At 70.8% G+C, this 20,631-nt stretch carries 17 protein-coding genes; 7 read left to right on the forward strand and 10 right to left on the reverse strand.

Annotated features, from left to right (window positions below; translation table 11 throughout):
• Positions 1-247 precede the first annotated feature (247 nt).
• Together FB465_RS12140 and FB465_RS12145 are read left to right on the forward strand one after the other, a co-directional pair.
• Positions 248-2,443: a transglycosylase domain-containing protein gene (locus FB465_RS12140; RefSeq protein ID WP_170290573.1), complete on the forward strand. Its 2,196-nt coding sequence runs from the start codon at positions 248-250 to the stop codon at positions 2,441-2,443.
• Positions 2,444-2,613: 170 nt separating this feature from the next.
• Positions 2,614-3,699 carry an EamA family transporter gene (locus FB465_RS12145; protein WP_145790216.1) on the forward strand — a complete coding sequence of 362 codons (1,086 nt, stop codon included), beginning with the start codon at positions 2,614-2,616 and terminating at the stop codon, positions 3,697-3,699.
• Here FB465_RS12145 and lepB read toward each other — a convergent pair.
• Together lepB and FB465_RS12155 are read right to left on the reverse strand one after the other, a co-directional pair.
• Complete coding sequence (gene lepB / locus FB465_RS12150; protein ID WP_145790218.1) at positions 3,666-4,274, reverse strand: signal peptidase I; 609 nt, start codon at positions 4,272-4,274, stop codon at positions 3,666-3,668. The genes FB465_RS12145 and lepB overlap by 34 nt on opposite strands.
• A gap of 439 nt (positions 4,275-4,713) precedes the next feature.
• Positions 4,714-5,049 (reverse strand): chorismate mutase, encoded by a 336-nt coding sequence (locus FB465_RS12155; protein ID WP_145790220.1) that lies wholly within the window; start codon positions 5,047-5,049, stop codon positions 4,714-4,716.
• Between the two features lie 311 nt (positions 5,050-5,360).
• On the opposite strand from FB465_RS12155, the gene FB465_RS12160 reads away from it, so the two are divergent.
• Together FB465_RS12160 and FB465_RS12165 are read left to right on the forward strand one after the other, a co-directional pair.
• The gene (locus FB465_RS12160; RefSeq protein WP_145790222.1) at positions 5,361-5,786 is read left to right on the forward strand and encodes an OsmC family protein; all 426 of its coding nucleotides are present in this window, start codon (positions 5,361-5,363) and stop codon (positions 5,784-5,786) included.
• Positions 5,787-6,436: 650 nt separating this feature from the next.
• On the forward strand, positions 6,437-8,416 hold the full coding sequence (locus FB465_RS12165) for a putative bifunctional diguanylate cyclase/phosphodiesterase (protein WP_145790224.1): 1,980 nt from the start codon (positions 6,437-6,439) through the stop codon (positions 8,414-8,416).
• A 27-nt stretch (positions 8,417-8,443) separates the two neighbouring features.
• Here FB465_RS12165 and FB465_RS12170 read toward each other — a convergent pair whose 3' ends face one another.
• Together FB465_RS12170 and FB465_RS12175 are read right to left on the reverse strand one after the other, a co-directional pair.
• Entirely contained in the window at positions 8,444-9,547 is a 1,104-nt protein-coding gene (locus FB465_RS12170) for an LLM class flavin-dependent oxidoreductase (protein ID WP_145790226.1), read from the reverse strand.
• A 270-nt stretch (positions 9,548-9,817) separates the two neighbouring features.
• Positions 9,818-10,348: a peptidoglycan-binding domain-containing protein gene (locus FB465_RS12175; protein ID WP_170290574.1), complete on the reverse strand. Its 531-nt coding sequence runs from the start codon at positions 10,346-10,348 to the stop codon at positions 9,818-9,820.
• 867 nt (positions 10,349-11,215) lie between these two features.
• On the opposite strand from FB465_RS12175, the gene FB465_RS12185 reads away from it, so the two are divergent.
• The 3 genes from FB465_RS12185 (at position 11,216) to FB465_RS12195 (ending at position 14,452) form a co-directional block, all read left to right on the forward strand.
• Entirely contained in the window at positions 11,216-11,812 is a 597-nt protein-coding gene (locus tag FB465_RS12185) for a DedA family protein (protein WP_145790231.1), read from the forward strand.
• 327 nt (positions 11,813-12,139) lie between these two features.
• Entirely contained in the window at positions 12,140-13,393 is a 1,254-nt protein-coding gene (locus tag FB465_RS12190) for a polysaccharide deacetylase family protein (protein ID WP_145790233.1), read from the forward strand.
• Between the two features lie 291 nt (positions 13,394-13,684).
• Positions 13,685-14,452: a glycoside hydrolase family 12 protein gene (locus FB465_RS12195; RefSeq protein ID WP_145790235.1), complete on the forward strand. Its 768-nt coding sequence runs from the start codon at positions 13,685-13,687 to the stop codon at positions 14,450-14,452.
• 58 nt (positions 14,453-14,510) lie between these two features.
• Here FB465_RS12195 and FB465_RS12200 read toward each other — a convergent pair whose 3' ends face one another.
• The 6 genes from FB465_RS12200 to FB465_RS12225 form a co-directional block, all read right to left on the reverse strand.
• Entirely contained in the window at positions 14,511-15,422 is a 912-nt protein-coding gene (locus FB465_RS12200; RefSeq protein WP_145790237.1) for an alpha/beta fold hydrolase, read from the reverse strand.
• On the reverse strand, positions 15,419-16,525 hold the full coding sequence (locus tag FB465_RS12205) for a branched-chain amino acid ABC transporter permease (RefSeq protein WP_246193196.1): 1,107 nt from the start codon (positions 16,523-16,525) through the stop codon (positions 15,419-15,421). Before FB465_RS12205 ends, FB465_RS12200 begins: the two co-directional genes overlap by 4 nt.
• A 122-nt stretch (positions 16,526-16,647) precedes the next feature.
• Complete coding sequence (locus FB465_RS12210) at positions 16,648-17,514, reverse strand: branched-chain amino acid ABC transporter permease (protein ID WP_145790239.1); 867 nt, start codon at positions 17,512-17,514, stop codon at positions 16,648-16,650.
• Positions 17,514-18,302, reverse strand: a complete 789-nt coding sequence (locus FB465_RS12215; RefSeq protein WP_246192632.1) for an ABC transporter ATP-binding protein — start codon at positions 18,300-18,302, stop codon at positions 17,514-17,516. The genes FB465_RS12210 and FB465_RS12215 overlap by 1 nt, the downstream gene beginning before the upstream one ends.
• Complete coding sequence (locus tag FB465_RS12220; protein ID WP_145790241.1) at positions 18,299-19,195, reverse strand: ABC transporter ATP-binding protein; 897 nt, start codon at positions 19,193-19,195, stop codon at positions 18,299-18,301. Before FB465_RS12220 ends, FB465_RS12215 begins: the two co-directional genes overlap by 4 nt.
• Positions 19,196-19,200: 5 nt before the next feature.
• Positions 19,201-20,406, reverse strand: a complete 1,206-nt coding sequence (locus tag FB465_RS12225; protein WP_246192633.1) for a substrate-binding domain-containing protein — start codon at positions 20,404-20,406, stop codon at positions 19,201-19,203.
• Positions 20,407-20,631: the final 225 nt, after the last annotated feature.

Genomic DNA, 20,631 nt, shown 5'->3' on the forward strand with positions numbered 1-20,631 from the left:
CAAAGGTCCCTAACGTCTGACAAGAGGATCAGGCACACTTGCACGGTCCCGTGCCCCGAGCCGACTGACAGACGACTGACAGACGACTGCCCTAGACCGCGTGAGCAACCGACACAGGGCTCGCAGGAAAGGCCCTCCGTTGTTCCGCACATCGCCCGCCGGCCCGCACCCGCGCGCTCGAACCCTGGCCGCCCGTGCCGCCCGTGCCCGACGGATGGGTTGGCGCAGGCTGATCCCCACCTGGCGGATGACGCTTGTGGGACTGGTCACGTCCGCGCTGCTCGGAGTCGGCTTCTTCGTACTCGGCATCGCCCTGGTGCAGGTCCCGGACGCGCATGCCGTCGCCACCGCGCAGAGCAACACCTGGCTCTACCAGGACGGCACCCTGCTCGCCCGTACCGGACAGACCAACCGCCAGAACGTCGGCCTCGACAAGGTCTCCCCCGCCGCCCAGCACGCCGCCCTCGCCGCCGAGGACCGGAACTTCTACGACGAGGGCGCGGTCAACGTGAAGGGCCTGTTCCGGGCAGCTCTGCACACCGCCTCGGGCGGGGGCACCCAGGGCGGATCCACCATCACCCAGCAGTACGTCAAGAACACCTATCTCAGCCAGAAGCAGACCGTCGCCCGCAAGGTGAAGGAACTGTTCATCGCCATGAAGGTGGACGCGACGGAGAGCAAGGACGACGTCCTGGCCGGGTATCTCAACACCTCCTACTACGGCCGGGGCGCCTACGGCGTCCAGGCGGCGGCCCAGGCCTACTTCGGCGTCGACGCGGACCGGCTGGACGCCGCCCAGGGCGCCTACCTGGCCGCGCTGCTCAATGCGCCCAGCGCGTACGACGTCGCGACCGCGACGCCCAAGGGCAAGCAGAACGCCGTGAACCGCTGGAACTACGTCCTGGACGGCATGGTCCAGCAGAACTGGCTGTCCGCCGCCGACCGGGCGGCCGTCACCTTCCCCGAGGTCAAGCAGCCCGAGAGCGCGCCGGGCCTCTCCGGGCAGGCCGGGTACCTGGTGAACGCCGCGACGGAGTACCTCACCTCGCACGGTGTGATCAGCGAGGCCGCACTCGCCCAGGGCGGGTACACCGTCACCCTCACGGTCGACGCGGGGCGCGAGCAGAACCTGAAGGACGCCGTGCAGCAGCAGCTCACCGACAACCTCAAGCCGGAGAGCCGGAAGAAGGACGCCGACGCCCAGGCCGGGGCGGTGTCGATCGACCCGAAGACCGGCGCGGTCGTCGCGCTGTACGGCGGTGGCGACGCGACAAAGCACTGGATCGACAACGCGACCCGCACGGACTACCAGGCCGGTTCGACGTTCAAGGCGATCGCGCTGGCCGCGGCCCTGGACACCGGCGCGCGGACCCAGTCCGGCCAGCGGATCACCGCCGGCACGGTGTACGACGGCACCAGCGGGCGGGCCGTCGTGGGCGGGAGCCGCGGCGCCACCCCGTACGCGCCGCCGAACGAGGGCGGCAAGGACTACGGGCGGGTGACCCTCCAGCAGGCCACCGACTGGTCGGTGAACTCGGTCTTCGCCCAGCTCGCCCAGGACACCGGCCTGGCCAAGGTCCGGGACACCGCCGTCGCGCTCGGCCTGCCCGCCGACACCCCCGGACTGGCCGCGCACCCCTCGATCCCGCTGGGCGTTGCCACTCCCAGCGTGCTGGACATGGCCGGGGTCTACGCCACGCTCGACAACGGCGGGAAGCAGATCACGCCGTGGCTGGTGAAGTCGCTGCAGCACGAGGGGGAGAAGGTGGCGCTTCCGGCACCGGAGTCCACCCAGGTGATCAGCGAGAAGACCGCGCAGACGGTGACCGCGCTGCTCCAGGGCGTCGTCGCCGACCCCGGCGGGACCGGAGCCCGTGCCAAGGCGCTCGGCCGCCCGGTGGCGGGCAAGACCGGGACGACCGACGACTCGAAGTCGGTCTGGTTCGTCGGGTACACGCCCGAGCTGGTGACGGCCGTGGCGATGTTCGGCCAGGACCCGGCGACGGGCGCCCAGGTCACGCTGGACGGGACCGGCGGCGTCGCCGGGGCGGCCGGCGGCCGGTTCCCGACGCAGATCTGGACCGCGTACATGAAGGCCGCGCTGGCGGGGCAGCCGGTCGCGGAGTTCGACGGGGTCGCGGCCGACGGTTCGCTGCTGTCCGACCCGACGGCGGCAGCGACGCCGTCGGAGGCGGCATCCGGGTCGGCCGGCCCCTCGGAGTCGCCGTCGGCCACCGCGTCATCCGGTACGTCTCGCTGGAACTCGGACTGGGCGTCGCCCGGCGCGTCGCCGTCCTCCTCCAGGCCGGGGTCCTGGCCGTCCCCGTCGCGTTCGGGGTCGTCGGCCCCCTCGCCGACCGCCGGCGCATCCGGATCACCCGCTGCTCCCGCAGCCCCGAGCGGACGCGCCGACACCGGGCGGACTCCGGCAACCGGGCGCTGACCGGACGGGCCGGAAACGCTGGTTGAAGCTGCCGGACGGGCCGGAAGCGCTGGTTGCAGGGGCGGCTGCACGCGGTGCAAGCGCCGGGGCGGACATGCCGGCGAATCGTCCAGTACCAAAAGGCGAGATAGCACCTTACTTCGGCGGCTGCGAGCTGCAACAATGCCCTGATGCACAGCTCAAAGCCCCTCCCCCGGGCGTCGGCCAGGACGCTCGGCCTGACCCTGGCGCTGGTCTCCGCGTTCGCCTTCGGCGGCTCCGGTACCGCGGCGAAGCCACTCATCGAAGCGGGGCTCTCCCCGCTCCATGTCGTCTGGCTCCGGGTCACGGGCGCAGCGCTGGTACTGCTGCCGCTCGCCTACCGGCACCGGGACGCCGTCCGTCAGCGGCCCGGCCTGCTGATCGGCTTCGGCCTGCTGGCGGTGGCGGGTGTGCAGGCCTGCTACTTCGCCGCGATCTCCCGGATCCCGGTCGGAGTCGCGCTGCTGATCGAGTACCTCGGGCCGCTGCTGCTGCTCGGGTACGTGAAGTTCGTCCAACGGCGTCCCGTCTCGCGTGCGGCGACGATCGGGGCCGGGGTCGCGGTGACCGGGCTGGCCTGCGTCGTCGAGGTCTGGCACGGGCTGAGCTTCGACGCGCTCGGGGTGCTGTTCGGCCTCGGCGCGGCCTGCTGCCAGGTCGGCTACTTCGTGCTCGCCGACGCCGGCCGCCAGGGCGACAGGCCGGTGGACCCGATGGCGGTCAGCGCGTACGGGCTGTTGACCGGGGCCGTGGTGCTGACCGCGTTCACGCGCCCCTGGAACGCGGACTGGGGCCTGCTCGGCGGCCAGGTCAGCATGAACGGGGTCAGCGTGCCCGCCCTGGTGCCCGCCGCATGGATGGTGCTGATCGCGACCGTGCTGGCCTACCTGACCGGGGTCATCGCCGTGCAGCACCTCTCGCCGCCGGTGGCCGGGGTGGTGGCCAACCTGGAGGCCGTGGTCGCAACGGTGGCGGCGTGGTTCCTGCTCGGCGAGCACCTCGGCACGCCGCAGCTGTTGGGCGGGCTGTTGGTGCTGGCCGGAGCATTCGCGGCGCAGACCAGCAAGCCCGCCGAGCCGGGTGCGCCTGCCGAGCCGGTCTCAGCGGGCGCGGTGCCCGGGGCTGAGGCCGAGCTCTCGGGGGCGGCGGCTGCAGCGGGGCCAGGAGCGGGATCGGGCGGCCCGTCTGACGCGGCCGGGTGTCAGGTGCCGGCCCAGCCGAACCAGTCAAGGTGATTGAGCGGCCAGACCACCGCTGAGGCCGGGCCGACCACGTTGGTCACCGGCACCGCGCCGCCGCCGGGCCCCTCGCGGTGGTAGCGCGAGTCCGCAGAGTCACTGCGGTGGTCGCCCTCCACCCAGACGTACCCCTTCGGCACGGTCACCGGGCCGAAGTCCAGACCCGCGCAGGAGTCGTCCCCGGGGTGGAGATACGGCTCGCTGACCGACCGGCCGTCCACGCGCAGCGTCGTCCCGCGGCACTGGACGGTCTGGCCACCGGTCGCGATCACCCGCTTGACCAGGTAGTTGTCGCCCTTGGGCGGCAGCACCCCGACGAAGCTGAGGACGTCACCGACAGCGCCCGACACCGCGTTGCCGGTGTCCGCCTGCGGAGGCAGCCAGGCTCCCGGGTCCTTGAACACCACCGGCTGCCCCGCCTGCGGTTTCCACCCGAACAGCGGCGCCAGCTTGTTGACGGCCACCCGGTCGCCGATCCGCAGAGTGTTCTCCATCGAACCGGACGGGATGGTGAACACCTGGAACAGGCAGGTCTTGATGAACAGCGCCGCCGCCAGCCCCAGCACCACCATGACAGGAAGCTCGGCCCACCAGGGCCACCGCCTGCGGCGCCCCGCTCGGGCGCGGCCCGCCCTGGGCGGTCGCGGAGGTTCGGCGCCGGCTGCGGCCTGGCGGTCCGACGGCGCGGACGGGTGTCGGGTCACCGGGCGTTCTCACGCTCGAGGTCCCGACACCCGGAGTCCTGCCGGCACTTCCTGGCCATCGCTGCACCGCCTCTCCGGACCACGGCTTCCCGCCGACCGGCCATCGTGGCCGAGGCGCACCTGCAGTCCATCAGATCTGACGATCTGGGAAAGACAGCACGCTAACGCCGCCCACGAAGTGTCGCGAAATCAGACATTTAGCTGGCGCTGACAGGTTTGGACCGGTTTGGAGGTGGAAACGGGCGAGTGAGCCGACCCGGCCGCAGCTCGGTTCCGGTTCCGGCTCGGCGCCTGTAGGGCCCCTTGCTCAGGAGCGGGCGATCGCCTCGTGATGGCGAATGACCTCGGCGATGATGAAGTTGAGGAACTTCTCGGCGAACACCGGATCCAGGTGGGCCCCCGCCGCCAGCTCGCGCAGCCGCTTGATCTGGTCACGCTCCCTGGCCGGGTCGGCCGGCGGGAGCTTGTGCTCGGCCTTGAGCCGCCCGACCCGCTGGGTGGCCTTGAAACGCTCGGCCAGCATGTGGACAACGGCGGCGTCGATGTTGTCGATGCTCTCGCGCAGACTGGTCAGCTCGGCCCGGACGGCGTCGTCGATCCCCTCGAGCGAAGTGTCGGCGGAGTTCGTGGGCTGATCCGTCATCGAGGTGGCTCCGGGGCTGGCTGACTGGGTGGCACCCGGGCGACCCACTGGTCCGGCTCGGGCCTGGGCAAATCTAACAGGGCACCCCCGCCGGACTCCTGCTGATTGTGGCATCCGTCCGCTATGTGGACTCCCGGCCGGACGCGCCCGCTTGGTGGAGGTCGGAGGTCCGTACCGGCTGCGATGCGGTTCGGCTCGATTCGGCTTGCGCCGCGGCTTGGGCCTGTGCTGCGTGGTCGACACGTAGGCTGGTCCACGGCATGACCGGAAGTGACGAACCAGTAGTCCCCCAGCACAGGAGGTACCTGATCGTGGCAACCACCCGTACCGCACGCACCGCGTGGGAAGGCAACCTGCTCGAGGGCAAGGGCCAGGTGACCTTCGACTCCTCCGGCATCGGCGAGTACCCGGTCTCCTGGCCTGCCCGCGCCGAGGAGCCGAACGGGAAGACCAGCCCTGAGGAGCTCATCGCCGCCGCGCACTCCGCGTGCTTCTCGATGGCGTTCTCGGCCGGCCTGGCCAAGGCCGGCACCCCGCCCACCAGGCTGGACACCCAGGCTGACGTGACCTTCCAGCCCGGCAAGGGCATCACCGGCGTCCACCTCACCGTGATCGGCCAGGTGCCCGGCCTCGACGAGGCCGCGTTCGTGAAGGCCGCCGAGGACGCGAAGGCGAACTGCCCGGTCAGCCAGGCCCTGACCGGCACCACCATCACGCTGACCGCCAAGCTCGCGTAGCGGCTTCCGCCGCTTCCTGCTCCTCCTCAGGCCGGCGCCGCGTGCGCGTTGCCGGTGACCGGGAGTGCGACAACGGCGCATGCGCCCCTGGTGTGCATCTCACGATGTGTACCGGGGGCGCAGTGACGTACCGGCACGGTTGCTCCTAAACCCGACGAATCACCCTGGCGGCGGTCGCAGGTGGATCTGCACGGGTCCTATGATCAGCGGCAGTTCCCTGTTCCTTGCCGAGCGTCTCCCAGTGAGCGTTCTTGCACCGAGCTCGGGGGCCTCGAGAGTGCGGGAAGCCGGCCACCGCGGTGCGGTCGGTCGGTCGGATCAGCGTCAGCAGCGGACGGGAGCGTGCCGTGCCGGGCCAGAACGAGGGGGCCGACGCACACCGCCAGCGCGTGCGCCAACGAGAACTGCGCCCGATCGACGGGGGCGCAGCCGGAGAGCCGGCCGGGGAGACCGACAGACCCGACCGCTCCGAGCCCATGCGACCACCCGTCAGCCACGGGCACGGCCTCAACGGGCACAACGGGCACCATCACGGCCTTGACGGCTATGACGGCCATGACCACGCCCGCCCAGAACGTGAGCTCCGGGCGAGGTCTGACGACGGGTCCGAGAACCGTCCGGCCACGCTCTGCCCTGTCTGCTCCGCCCCGGTGGGTGGCACGACGGAGCAACTCCTCGCCGCACTCCGGGCGAGCGAGTCCCGGTTCCGGGCGGCCTTCGCCGATGCCGGCATCGGGATGGCGCTGATCGACTCCGACGACCGCATCATCGAGGTGAACCCCGCGTTCGCCGCGATGATCGGCCACGAGGTGCCTGATCTGGTCCGGACCCACATCCACGACATCATCGACCCCGAGGACACTCCTCGGCGGCTCTACCGGGAACTGGTCCGCGGCGAGCGCGACCGGCTACGGGTCGAGAAGAGGCTCAAGCACCGCGAGGGCCGCGCGGTGTGGAGCAACGTGACGATCTCGCTCATCCGGGACGGCGCGGGAGAGCCCCTGTACACCCTGGCCATGGTCGAGGACGTCACGGAGCGGCGCCTGCTCGGTGACCGGTTGGCGTACCAGGCCCTGCACGATCCGCTCACCCGTCTGCCGAACCGCACCCTGTTCTTCGAGCAGCTCAACGCGGCGTTCGTGCCGACCGGCGGCGAGACCGGTGCCGATCCGATCCGTACGGACCACGGGTCGGTGCGCGGCTGGGCCGATGCGGCGTCAGCCGAGCTTGCGCCCGTCGTGCCCGTCGCGCATGTGGTATCCGTGGCGCCCGCGGTGCTGCCTGCGGGGGCTGACCTCGCAGACCTCGCGGACCTCGCGGACCTTGCGGACCTCCCGGGGCTCGAAGGAGCCGACGCGAACGGTCGGGTTCGGCGGGTCGGCCTCTGCTACGTCGACCTGGACGGGTTCGCCGCCATCAACGAGACCCTGGGCCACCATGTCGGCGACCAGCTCCTGGTGGCGGTGGCGGCACGCCTGGAACGCGGTTTCGCGCAAGGCGAGACCCGGCTGGTGGCCCGCCTGGGCGGGGACGAGTTCGCCGTCCTCGTACCGGACAGCGATGGCAGCGAACAACTGACGATGCTGGCCGCCGAGCTGATCTCGGCTCTGGAGAAGCCGTTCGACATCGCCGGTCAGCAGCTGGTGGTGACCGCCAGCGTGGGCGTTGTCGAACGACCTGTCCACGAGACGACGCCCATCGACCTGCTGAAGGACGCCGACGCGACCCTGTACTGGTCCAAGGCCGACGGACGAGCCAGGTGGACGCTGTACGACCCGGACCGTGGCGCACACCAGCTGACCCGTCAGCGGCTCGCGACCGCACTGCGGCCGGCCTTGGAACGCGGCGAGTTCACCGTCGAGTACCAGCCGCTGGTGGGACTGTCGGACGGCGCTGTGCACGGCGCCGAGGCGCTCGTCCGCTGGCGCCATCCCCGGTACGGCACCCTGTCACCGGACCGGTTCATCCCGCTCGCCGAGGAGTCCGGGGCGATCGTCCCACTGGGCAAGTGGGTACTGGAGGAATCGTGCCGTCAGGCCCGGCAATGGCTGGCGGAGTTCCCGGAGACCGAGACGTTCGTGAGCGTCAACCTGGCGGCCCGCCAGATCTGGGACTCGGACGTGGTCGCCGACGTCGCCCAGGTGCTGGAGAGCACCGGCCTGCCGGCTCGACTGCTGCAGCTGGAGATCACGGAGAGCGCCGTGCTGGGGCCGGGCGGGCGTCCGGTGCAGGCACTGCAGGCGCTGGCGGACATGGGCATCCGGATCGCCATCGACGACTTCGGCACCGGGTACTCGAACCTGGCGTACCTCTCCCGGCTGCCCGTTCACGTGCTGAAGCTCGACGGCAGCTTCATCGAGGGGTTCCGGGACCCGGCGCCGGGCGGCCGTCCGGACAACCGGTTCCGGCGCGCCGACGCGGACGAGCAGATCGTCGGCGCCATGGTCCAGCTCGCACACGCGCTGGGGCTCACGGTCACGGCCGAGGGCATCGAGAACGCCTCGCAGGCCGAACGGCTCCGCCTCACCGGGTGCGACACCGCGCAGGGCTGGTACTTCGCCAGACCGGGCGATGCGGAGCGCGTCGCGGCCCTCCTGCGTAAGGGCCTGCGAAAGGGCCGGGTTCGCTGACGGACGGGGTGGAGGGGTTGAGGTCGGTCAGACCTCGGCCGCCAGGCCGTACGCCTTCGCGATCAGACCGTAGGAACGGTGACGTGCCTCGTGGCCGTGGATGTGCGAGGTGACCATCAGCTCGTTCGCCCCGGTCCGCTTGCGCAGGGCCTCCAGGCCGTCGGCCACCTCTCCGGGCGCGCCGAGCACGACGTTCGCGAGCCAGCTGTCCAGGAAGTCGGCCTCTGCGGGGCTGTACGGGTACGCCTCGGCCTCGGCCGGCGTCGGGATCAGGCCAGGGGTGCCTCGCCGGAGGCGCAGCATGGCCAGCCCGGCCGAGCGAGCCAGCCGACGCGCCTGGGCCTCGTCGTCGGCAGCCACCGCACTGACCCCGATCAGCGCGTACGGCTCGTCGAGCACCGCAGACGGCCGGAAGCTGGAACGGTAGAGGTCCAGCGCAGGCACGGTGTTGGCGGCGCTGAAGTGGTGCGCGAAGGCGAACGGCAGGCCGAGTCGGCCGGCCAGCTGTGCGCTGAACCCCGATGAGCCGAGCAGCCAGATCGGCGGGCGGCCGTCCCCCTTGGGCACCGCGCTGAGCCGGGCGTACGGGTGCCCGTCCGGGAAATCGCCGTCCAGAAAGTGCGTCAGTTCCGCCAGCTGCTGCGGGAAGTCGTCGGCGCCCTCGGCCGGCCCGCGGCGCAGCGCACGGGCGGTGGCCTGGTCGGTGCCGGGAGCCCGACCGAGTCCGAGGTCGACCCGGCCCGGGTGCAGTGCCTCCAGCAGTCCGAACTGCTCGGCAATCGCGAGCGGGGCGTGGTTCGGGAGCATCACACCGCCGGAGCCGAGCCGGAGCGTACGGGTATGCGCGCCCAGGTGCGCCAGCAGGACCGCCGGGGTGGAACTGGCGACCCCCGGCATGCCGTGATGCTCCGCCACCCAGAAGCGGTGGTAGCCCCACCGCTCGGCGCTGCGGGCGAGTTCGGTGGTGGCGGTCAGGGCCTCGGCGGGCGAGTACCCCTCGCCGACCGTCGCCAGGTCAAGGATGGAGAGCGGTGCGGGGGCGGTGCCGCTGACGGCACCGCGGATGGGGTCGGTCAGAGCCCGGCCGTTGGGCTGGTCTGCTTGGAGTGGCTGCTTGTCCTCGCTGGTCATGCCGTCAGTCCTCCTGGTCACCGGTCACCCGCGGGACTGCGCTCCCGCCGTCGGGACACAACCGGCCGACGTCACGACCTGTTCCCCGACCACGGCAGGTGTGACCGAGGACGCGGGAGGCCGGAGACCGGGCTCGGGAATCCGGGGCGCCGGCGGGCGCCGGGAGCCTCGCGCTGCAGCCGGGCGCGGGAATCGCGCGCGGGAATCGCGCGCGGGAATCCGGGCGTAGGACTCCGGGCGCGGGAATCCGGGCGTAGGCAGCCGCGATCGTCAGCCGGTCAGCGCGGCCCGGGTGCACGGCCCGTACACACCGGGCGGGTCGCACGAGAGGCTCCGGTCCCGCTGTAGCTGGGCGACACCGCGGGCGGTCGCGTCGTCGAAGATCCCCGTCGTGTCGACGTAGGTGAAGCCCTGCTGGAAGAGGAGCCGCTGGAGTGTGGTGACCTCGGGTCCTTGGTCCCCGGCGCGCAGCGTCTTCGGTTCGCCGGAACCGTGCGGGGTCTGGGACCGGGCTGCTGTGCTCGCCGGCGCGTGCGGCTCGCTGTCCGCGGTCCGGGAGGCCGCAGTGGCCCCCGGCGGCTGGTCTGTGGCTGTCGGGAGCAGGGAGGCGGTGGGGCCGCCACCGGTCATTGCGGTGTGCGAACCGTACGGGTTCGAGGCGTACCCGGGCTGCGGGAATGCTGGGATCGGTGACTCGGCACCGATGCGGGGGCCGGCGTCCCGGCCCCCGGTCCAGAGCATGACGGCCAGGAGCGCCACGATGGCCATGGCCGAGAAGCCGAAGAGGGCCCCGAGCAGCAAGGGCGACCCGTGCTTACGGTCGGGGTCGGCTGCCCGCGCTCGCGCATGCGGGGGCGACTGCCGTGGGATCGGATCGCGCTCCGCTTGAGCACCGCCCCGCCGAAGGGACACCTCGATCACGTCGGGCGCAGGCTGCGCGTCCCATTCCAGGTCGACGTGCGGCACCGGTCTCGACTCCGCGGTCATACTGCTGTCTCCCCCTCTTCATGCTGCCGACAGGCCTCTGCAAACGTCAGAGCTCGCAGGCGGGGGAGGTGCGGTCTACTCCGGGCCGCCTGCCGATTTTTCGGGGGCGTGTGGCCCTGGCGTGCGTTGCCGGCTTGTAGCCCGCGTGCATCTCGGATTATCGCTCCGGCTTGCTCCGAAAGCCCCACCGGGTGGGTCGGAGCCGCCGGGCTGCTGCGGTCCGTTTGTCGCCGGGCCGGGCCAGGCCAGGCTGGGCCAGGCCGGGCCAGGCCGGGCCAGGCCGGGCCAGGCCGGGCCAGGCCGGGCCTGTGGCCGACCATCCTCGCCGTGGACGGCCATTTCGCAGGCTGACCGCTGACCAGCCGGCTCACCCGGGTGGCGAGTTCACGCCAGCGCCAGAAGTCGCCAGGCCCAGGGCTCGCGAACGCCGCCCCGGATCCGGCAACCTTACTGATCAGTGAGGCCGCGCACCACGGTCGCACTCATGTGCAAGGTCAGCGGGCTGGACCAGCGTCGCTCGACCCCCGCGAGCCCCTGGAGCGGCACCCCGCCCCAGGGGCTCTCGCACGTTCTGTGACCCTCGCCACACGGGGGGTGCTTCATGGCATGAAAGGTCGAGCCGCTAGCGTTATCCCTCGCAGCCACCTGTTCTCCTCCGGGCGGTGTGGAGGGAGTACGACCTTGGATGCCGCAGCGGTGATCGGTCCAGCCTGGATCTGCGCGTTGGCGCTGTGCGCCGTGCTCGGTGACGCGTTTCTGCCCTTCCTGCCGAGCGGCACGCTGGTGATCCTTGCGGTCCTCAGAACCTCTCAGGTGGACGGTGCACCACTGTTTCTGGCTCTCGGCGTGGCGGTGGCCTCGTTCCTCGGCGACCTGCTGCTGCTGAACCTGGCCCGCCGGGGCGCGCCGTCGGTACGGCGCCGTCTGGCACACCGCCCGCAGCTGGCGGCAAGCGTCGAGAGGGTCCAGCTCAGCCTCTCCGGCCGGACCAGCCGAGCTGCGGCGACCATAGTGATCATCGCCAGGTTCGTCCCTGCAGGACGTACGGTTCTCGACCTGGCCGTGGGCCACTCGCCCGACCATCCGCGCGTGTTTCTCCGCTGGTCGGCCCTGGCCGCGCTGGTCTGGGCCGCCTACATCGTGACCCTGGGATGGCTCAACAGCCACTGGTTCGACACGGCCTGGCTCAGCCTCGCCGTGTCCTGCACCGCCGCGACGGCGATCAGCACCGCCGTGGCCCAGCTGATCCGCCGGCGCCGCCGGCCGGCCGCGGTCTGACGCTCGGTGTGGCGCTGAGCACTGCGCTCGGGGGAAATGCACAGGACCGGAGCTCCCCGCGCCGGAGCCTCCTGTTCCCGACAGTTCCCGGGTCGTCCGGCAGGAGTGTCTCAGGACGGCAACAGTGGCCGGATCTGTGGAGCCGTACTGCCACCGGCTGCGTGATGGCTAGTAGTTGACGGCCGCTGGATAGCGCTCGCGACACATGACATGCTGAACACGCAGCAGCCAGCAAAATGTCCGATTTTCAACCTGGACGTCCGGATACCCCTACCGGGGTCTCCGGATCTTTTCTGGGCACTCGGACCCAACCCGGCAGGGGAGACCATGAGCAGCATCTCGCGCAGGGCCGTGCTGAGCGCTACGGCGGCCACCGCGGCCCTCGGGGCCGTCGCCGCCTGCTCGAGCGGCGGTTCCAACTCCGAGAGTGTCGGGTCAGGGTCGGGTGACGGCGGCACCGGCGGCACGGGCAAGGGCGCGGTGAAGGGCACCCCCCTCGGCGACGGCTCCACGGCCGACACCGGCGCTCAGCCCAACCAGCCGAAGCCCGAGAAGCTCAAGCCCGGCGAGCGCCCGCCGCAGTTCGTGGTGTTCTCCTGGGACGGCGCCGGCGGCACCGACGACGGGCAGTTCCCGCGGTTCCTCAAGCTCGCCGAGGAACACAAGGCTGCGATGACCTTCTTCCTCTCGGGCATCTACACCCTGCCGAAGGGCAAGGCGAGCCTCTACCACCCGCCGAAGCACTCGGTCGGCGCCTCGGACATCCCGTATCTGTCGGACGCCGCCGTGAAGAGCACCATCAAGCTCATCAGCCAGGCCTGGCGCGCCGGCCACGAGATCGGCACCCACTTCAACGGGCACTTCTGCTCGACGCGGTCCGACGGCAACGGCGTCAACAAGTGGACTCCGGAGGACTGGCAGAGCGAGATCGACCAGGCCGTGTCCTTCGTGACCCAGTGGAAGACCAACACCGGTTTCACCGACGTCGATCCGCTGCCCTTCGACTACAAGAAGGAGCTCATCGGCGGTCGCACGCCCTGTCTGGAAGGGCAAAAGTCGCTGCTTCCGACCGCCGCCAAGCTGGGGTGGAAGTACGACGCCAGCTCGCCCGGCGGGCTGCAGATCTGGCCGCAGAAGGTCCAGGACGGCAAGATCTGGGACTTCCCGCTGCAGGGCATCCCGTTCCCGGGTCACGGCTTCCAGGTGCTCTCGATGGACTACAACATCCTGGCCAACCAGTCCGCCGGCAGCACCAAGGGCGACCCGTCCAAGTTCAACGACTGGCGGAACCAGGCCCGGGACGCCTACCTGGCCGGCTTCAACCGCGCGTACGAGACCAACCGCGCGCCGTTCTTCATCGGCAATCACTTCGAGCAGTGGAACGGCGGTATCTACATGGACGCCGTCGAGGAGACCCTCAAGGCCATCGCGGGCAAGCCGGAGGTCCGGCTTGTGTCCTTCCGTCAGTTGGTGGAATGGCTGGAGGTGCAGGACCAGTCCACCCTGCGGAAGTTGCGCACGCTGGGCGTCGGCAAGGCCCCCACGGGCGGGTGGGAGAGCTTCCTGGGGACGGCGGGCTGACGCGTAGCCCGGGGGTGCGGCGCGCCGGCCTGGAGGCGGCGCGCCCGGTCCGTGGTCGACTCTGGCCGAAACCGGCCGCGGTCCGACCGTTGCCCGCCCTCGGGACCGGCTCCTATCGTGAGCCGAGGCCGTCAGCGCTCCCCCCCCAGCACTCTCTCCGTGCCCGCCACCAGACAGTTCCAGGCCTCTACAGGGTGGCTGACGGCTACTCACCACCGCGCGCGTCGCCGGCGGACCTGAAATCCGCCCCTTCCCCCCACTGGGCGCCACCCCGCCCGGAAGGAAGCCGACATGACGGCACGCGTCGCTCCGGAACCCCGTACCTCCCGCATCCCCCGCGGCTCCGACGGGCCCCGTACCCTCCGCAGGCCCCGAGTCGTGCTTCTCGGCGCCCTCACGGCGCTGGCCGCCTCGCTGGGCCTGGCCGCCCAACCCGCCTTCGCGGCCACGTGGTCCAGCAGCGACCAGTGGGGCACCTGGACGAACGGCGGCTACACCCTCTACAACGACATCTGGGGCAGCGGAGCGGGCCCGCAGACCATCTGGGCCAACTCCTACTCCAACTGGGGTGTCTGGGCCGGCCACCCGAACACCGGCGGGATCAAGTCCTACCCGAACGCCACCAAGTACGTGGGCAAGAAGCTCAGCGCCCTGAGCTCGGTGAGCTCGAGCTTCAACGTCACCGTGCCGACCTCGGGAGCCTACGAGACGGCGTACGACATCTGGGACTCGGCCAACGCCTACGAGATCATGCTCTGGGTCAACAAGACGGGTGCCGTCGGTCCGCTCGGATCCTCGCAGGGCACCGTAACCCTGGGCGGCCACACCTGGACGGTCTACAAGGGCACCAACGGCTCCAACGCGGTCTTCTCCTTCGTCCGTAGCTCCAACACCAGCTCCGGCACCGTGAACATCCTGGCGATCCTCAACTGGATCAAGAACACCAAGGGATGGATGGGCGACGTCACGCTGGGCAACGTCCAGTTCGGCTACGAGATCACCTCGTCCGCAGGCGGGCTCAACTTCACCACCAATTCGTTCTCGGTCAGCGCCGGCTGACCCGAGCTCAGTCGGGCCGGATCTGTCCGGTCTACCCGGTCCACCCGGGCGACCCGGCCTACCCGGCCGACCCGGTCGACCTGTTCGCGAGCAGTCGGCCCACGACGGCCGCCGCCCCGCTCCTGCCGGCCAGGATCGAGTAGTGGTTGGTATCGGGGACCAGGACGGCCGATACCTTGGCCGGGTCGAGACCCGCGAGCTCGATCCGCTTCGCATCGTAGAGACCCTGCGGCTCGTCCAGCAGGCCGCGCTCGGCCCACAGTAGCTCGGCGGGGCAGGGCAGGAGGTGGACGGCCGCAGCGGCCTCCGCGTCGAGGAGAACCTGCCGTCCGTCCTCCTGGACCGCCGCCAGGACACAGGAGGAGCGGAGGCCGGGCTCGGTGCCGATCAGGTCGCGCTGGGTGTAGGCATCGCTCTCCGCCGACCAGGCGCCGACGAAGGCCGGATGCCGCTGCCAGAAGGCCCGGTACGCCGAGCGGTCGGGGAAGGTCATCGACAGCCGGGCGAGTGCCGGACCGAGCACGGCGGCCAGCGCCTCGTCCTCGTGGACTCCGGGCGGCAGCGGGAAACTGACCGCGCCGTCCACCAGGAGCAGGCGCTCGACCACCTCCGGATGGCGGACCGCGGTGAGGGCTGCGACCCACGCCCCCATCGAGTGCCCCGCCAGCCGAACCGGTCCGAGGCCCAGGGCCGTGATCAACTCCGCCACGTCGTCGGCGTGGCGGGCCAGACCGTACGGCCCCTGCACGGTCCGGCTTGCCCCTCGGCCACGCAGGTCAGGGGCTATCAGGGTGGCCCGGCCGCCGAGTTGGCGGGCCACTGCGCCCCAGGCCAGAGCGTTGGCGGTGATGCCGTGGAGCGCGACCACGGTCGGGGCGCCGGTATCCGCCGCGGGCCATCGGAGCACGGCCAGCTCACCGCCCGGCACGGAGACGTTCAGTTCCTCGTAGCTGAACGGTTCGTGACTCACGCGCTACCACCTTCCGGGGTGTGAGCAGCCGCCGCGCTACCGGTACGCGCAGCGCGGATTCGGGCGGGCAATGCGGCCAGGCCGCCGGGGAGCACGTACACCACGGCGATGAACAGGGTGCCGAGCAGGAACAGCGGTTGGGAGAGCGGCACCCGCAGCACAGCCGGGAGGTCGGCGATGGCAGCGGAGTTGGCGAGGTCACCGAGCCGGTGTGCAGCCCAGGTGTAGAGAGCACCGCCGAGCAGCGGGCCCCAGCGGGTGCCCGAGCCGCCGAGGACCACCATGACGAGCAGGGCCAAGGTGGCATCCGACGTGGCCGCCTGTGGTGCCGCGCCACCGGTCAGCAGCAGGTACACCACGCCGCCTGCACCGGCGAGGCCGCCGGCCAGGACGAATGCCACCAGTTTGAACCCGTACGGGCGCAGGCCGAGGACCTCGACCCGTCGCTCGTTCTCTCTGATGCCCTCCCAGACCCGGCCGGTCGGCGAACTGACGGTCCAGCGGACGAGGGCAAGCGTGAGGAGCAGGTAGGCAAGAGCGATCCAGTAGAGGTTCGCGGTGTTCTCGATGCCGACGAGGCTGCCCGGGAGCAGGTCGGCCGGGGCGGCGCGGCCCTCCTCGCCGCCGGTCACTCCGCCGGGGTTGCGCTGGATCAGGATGGAGCCGGCCTGCGCGAAGGCCAGGGTGACCATCGAGAAGCCGATGCCGGTGACCCGGAGGCTGACCGAGCCGAGCAGCAGGGCAAGAGCAGTGGAGCAGCCGACGCCGAAGAGAGCGGCGACCAGGAAGGGAAATCCCAGTTCGAGCATTGCGAGGTCGGTGGCGTAGAGACCGGTGGCGAAGTAGAGCGCGTGGCCGAAGGACAGCAGGCCGGTGCGGCCGAGGAGCAGGTCGTAGCCGGTGGCAAGAGCCCCGTAGACCAGGCACAGGGCGATCAGTTGCAGACTTCCGGGGCTGCCGAGCGAGCCGTCGAGCAATCCCGGGACGGGAAGCGCACTGTATGGGGCGACAAGGAGCACGATCACCAGAGCGATCGGCCACCAGCGTAGCGCTCTGTGTCCCGCAGTCGAGCTCTCGGTGAATGATTCACCTGTTCGAGGGATGGTGCGTACTCGCTCATACGTAGCAGAATTGCCGTCAGCGGTGCTGCCGGCAGCGGCAGTAGTGGCGGTCACAGCAGAATCGGCCGCCTCTCCGCCGGTGCTCGTGGTCGAGGAGTCGGTGCTCACGCGAGCCTCCCGGTGAGTCCGCGGGGTCGTACGAGGAGCAGTACGGCCAGGAGTACGACGACCGAGAGGTCGCCGAGCCCGGCAGCGGTGTAGTAGTTGGCGAACTGTTGGACGAGCCCGACGGCGGCGGAGGCCACTGCCGCTCCGGTGACGGAGCCCATGCCTCCCATGACGACCACGACGAACGCGAAGATCAGCAGGCTGGTGCCCTGGCCGGGGTGCACGGAGCCGAAGTAGAGACCGCCGAGCGCGCCGCCGAGAGCCGCTGCGGCGCCGCCGATCGCGAAGACCAGGGTGAACGCCCGCCGGACGTCGATTCCGAGCGCGGTGACCATGGCACGGTCCTCGACGCCGGCACGGACGACCAGTCCGTACCGCGTGCGGCCGAGGAACAGCCGCAGCACCAGGAGCAGCACCGCAGCCGCAGCCATCAGAACGAAGCGATTGGCAGGGACGATCGCGCCGAGCACATGAACCGTGCCGGACAGCTCCGGCGGTTGAAGGAACGGCCGGGAGTCCGCACCCCACACCCCCGTCAGAAGCGCCGGTACAGCGAGCCCGACACCGACCGTGGCCAGGATCTGGTCCCGCGGCCGACTGTAGAGAGGACGGATCAGTACGAGTTCCAGCAGCACTGCGGCAAGGGTGCCGATCGCCGTGCCGCAGGCCACCGCCGGCCAGAAGCCCAGCCCTCCCTCGGTGCCCGCCCACCAGGTGGCGTAGGCCCCGATGGAGAGCAGCGCTCCGTGGGCGAAGTTGAGCACATCCATCAGACCGAAGATGAGCGAGAGACCGGAGGCGATCAGGAAGTACAGCGCTCCGAGCCCGAGACCGGTGCAGATGAGGAGGACGACAGTGCTCATCAGAGGGCCACCTCCGTGGTGACAGGTACCGCGCTGCCGCCGGCCGGCCGCCGGCTGCCGACCCCGAGCAGCCGACGGGCGGCGGCCTCGTCGGCCAGCAGCTCGGCGGTGTCGCCACGGTGCGCGGTACGCCCATCGGCCAGGACGGCACAGGCACCGCCGAGTCGGCGGACGAAGGCGAGATTCTGCTCGACAAGGAGGACGGGCACGCTCTCGGCGACCCGCGCGAGGACGTCGGCGACCTCGGCCACGATCTTCGGCGCGAGCCCCTTCGTGGGCTCGTCGGCGATGATCAGGCGGTTGCCGTTCAGCAGGGTACGTCCGATGGCCACCATCTGCTGCTGACCGCCGGACAGGGTGCCGGCCAACTGACCGGACCGCTGCTTGAGTTCTGGGAAGAGCTCATGGACGAGCCGGTAGGCGGGCGCACCGTCCCGCTCGGCGAGACGGAGGTTTTCGGCGACGGTCAGCCCGGCGAAGATGCCGCGGTCCTCGGGGGCATAGCCGATGCCCTGGCGGACCACCAGATGAGTAGGGAGACCCGAGAGCTCCGTACCGGCGAACACGATGCTGCCGGTCCGCGGGACAAGCCCCATGACGGCCTTGACCGTGGTGGTCTTACCGGCGCCGTTCCGGCCGAGCAGAGCGGTGACACCGGTCGGCGCCACGTCCAGGTCCACGCCGTGCAGGATGTGCAGCCCGTCGATCACCACGCGCAGGCCGCGGACGGTCAGCAGAGCTTCGTCCGCACCGCCTTGGCCGCAGACAGGAAGGGAGTTGCCAGTCACAGCGCCTCACCCAGGTAGGCCTGCTGCACCGTGGTGTCAGCCATCACGGCGGCTGGGGTGTCCAGTGCCAGCAGGGTGCCGTGATGCATCACGGCGAGGCGGTCGGCGAGCCCGAGAAGAACGTCCATGTGGTGCTCCACCATCAGTACCGTGCGGCCGAGATCCCGGTGCACCGAGCGGATAAGGGCGGTGAGGGCCGGCACCTCCTCCGCGCTGACTCCGGCCATCGGCTCGTCCAGCAGGATGAGCCGCGGGTCGGAGACCAGCAGCACTGCCAGCTCGAGCTTGCGCTTCTCACCGTGGGACAGGGCACTCGCCAGAGTGTCTGCGCGATGGGCGAGTTCGGTGCGCTCCAGGGTGTCCGCCACCTGCCCCGCGTACCGGGCCGCCCGCCGCCAGATCCGGTACGAGGCCATCGGCCCCGCGGCAGCCTGGGCCGCGAGCCGCACATGATCCGCCACCGTCATCCCGCTCCAGAGAGAGGAGGTCTGGAAGGTACGGCCGAGCCCCCGGCGGGCCCGGGCGTGCACCGGCTCGGAGGTGATGTCGGCACCGTCGAGTTCGACCTTGCCGTGACTCGCCGGGTGGATCCCGGAAATGAGGTTGAAGAGGGAGGTCTTTCCGGCACCGTTCGGACCGATGAACGCGATGAACTCGCCCTCGCCGACGTCGAAGGAGACGTCCTCGACGATCGGTACTCCTCGCACGGACCACCCGAGGCCGCGCAGCCGCAGGACCGGGACGGCCCCGGCCGCGGCGGCACCCGCCACAGCAGCACCGGCCGGCACCGGGGCGGCCGACGCCGGATCAGCCGTCGCCGGGACGGCCGGCACCGGATCACCCGTCGCCGTGACGGCCGGCACCGGGTCAGCCGCAGATGCGGGATTCGCCATGCCGCTCAGCCCGCGATCGCGGCGATCGGCGGCGCCACCTGGTCGGCGGAGAGGGTCTTCTCCACGGTCGGCCTGGCGGCAGCCCCGCTCCCGGTCAGCTTCACCTGGAACATCGGCTGCAGCAGCGCATGGTCCTCGGCCCGCACGGTCAGCCGGCCCTTGACGCCGTCGAAGCTCCACCCCTCCAGTGCCCTGACCAGAGCCGCAGTGTCGTCGGCCGAACCGCCGTTGGCCTCGATGGCGTGCACGACCAGTTGGGCGGCGGTGAACCCGTCCGGTGTGAAGATGTCCGGCTTGGCACCGGCCTTGGTCACCGAGTCCGCCATGGCCTTCTCGACAACCGTCCCCGCGGCGCCGCCGAAGTAGTGGTTCAGGAAGGAGATCTTCTCGGCCGCCGGCCCGAAGAGCGGATAGGAGGCAGCCAGGTCGAGCCCGGTCACCACCTTGGTGGAGGCGAAGACGTCCTGCTGGCTGAGGGAGGTCCACAGTGCGGAAGCGGTCTCGCCCGCCCAGGCAACGAAGAGCAGATCGGGCTTGGCCGCCTTGGCCTGGCTCGCGAACGGGGTCAGGTCGGTGGCACTCGGCGGGGCGAGCACCGCGTCCACCGTCGCCCCTTGCGCCCCGAGCACCGCCTTGACGGCGGCGACGTTGGCCTGGCCGAAGGCGCTGTCCTGGGCCAGGACGGTGACCTTCCTTCCCTTGGCGTCCCCGATGAACGAGGCCGCCGTCCGAATGTCCTGGTACGACTGACGGCCGGAACGGAAGGTGTACTTGTTGAGGCCGGTGACCTTGTCGGCTGCGGCCGGTCCGCTGATGAAGAGCACCTTGTTCTGTGCCGCGATCGGAGCGACCTGCAGGGCCACTCCGGAGGCCGTCGATCCGGCCAGGATCCTGTAGCCCTTGCCGATCAGGTCCTTGGCCCCGGACACGGCCTTCGCCGGGTCGCCGGCGTCGTCCTGCTCCGCGATTTCGATCTTGTGCCCGTCCACCGCGCCGGTGCCCTTGGTCGCGTAGTCCAGACCGGCCTTGAACCCCTCGAGGTACTGCCTGCCGTACGCGGCCAGCGGGCCGGTCTTCGAGTAGACCAGTCCGACCTTCACCGGGCTCTTCGTCCCGCTGGCACCGTCCGCAGCGGTCGTTCCCGCCGTTCCGGCCTTGGCGCAGCCCACCGCGAGCAGGCCGCATGCCGCGATCACCGCGATCGCGGGCATCCTGTGTCCGGTACGGACGGCCCTCCGGCCGACACGAGTGGCAGGTCTGGCGCGGGTTGTCGAACTACTCATGATGACCGGCTCCTGAGGGGTGCTGCGGTGGTGGATTCCGGAACCGTAGGAGCGGCACGACCGCCGCGACATGTGACAGGAAGACGTATCGCACAGAAATGTTGTGTGCCGGGCGGCCATATCGCCGGGCCCCGGCAGCACACCTGTGCGTCG

It is taken from the genome of Kitasatospora atroaurantiaca, assembly GCF_007828955.1.
Taxonomy (GTDB): domain Bacteria; phylum Actinomycetota; class Actinomycetes; order Streptomycetales; family Streptomycetaceae; genus Kitasatospora; species Kitasatospora atroaurantiaca.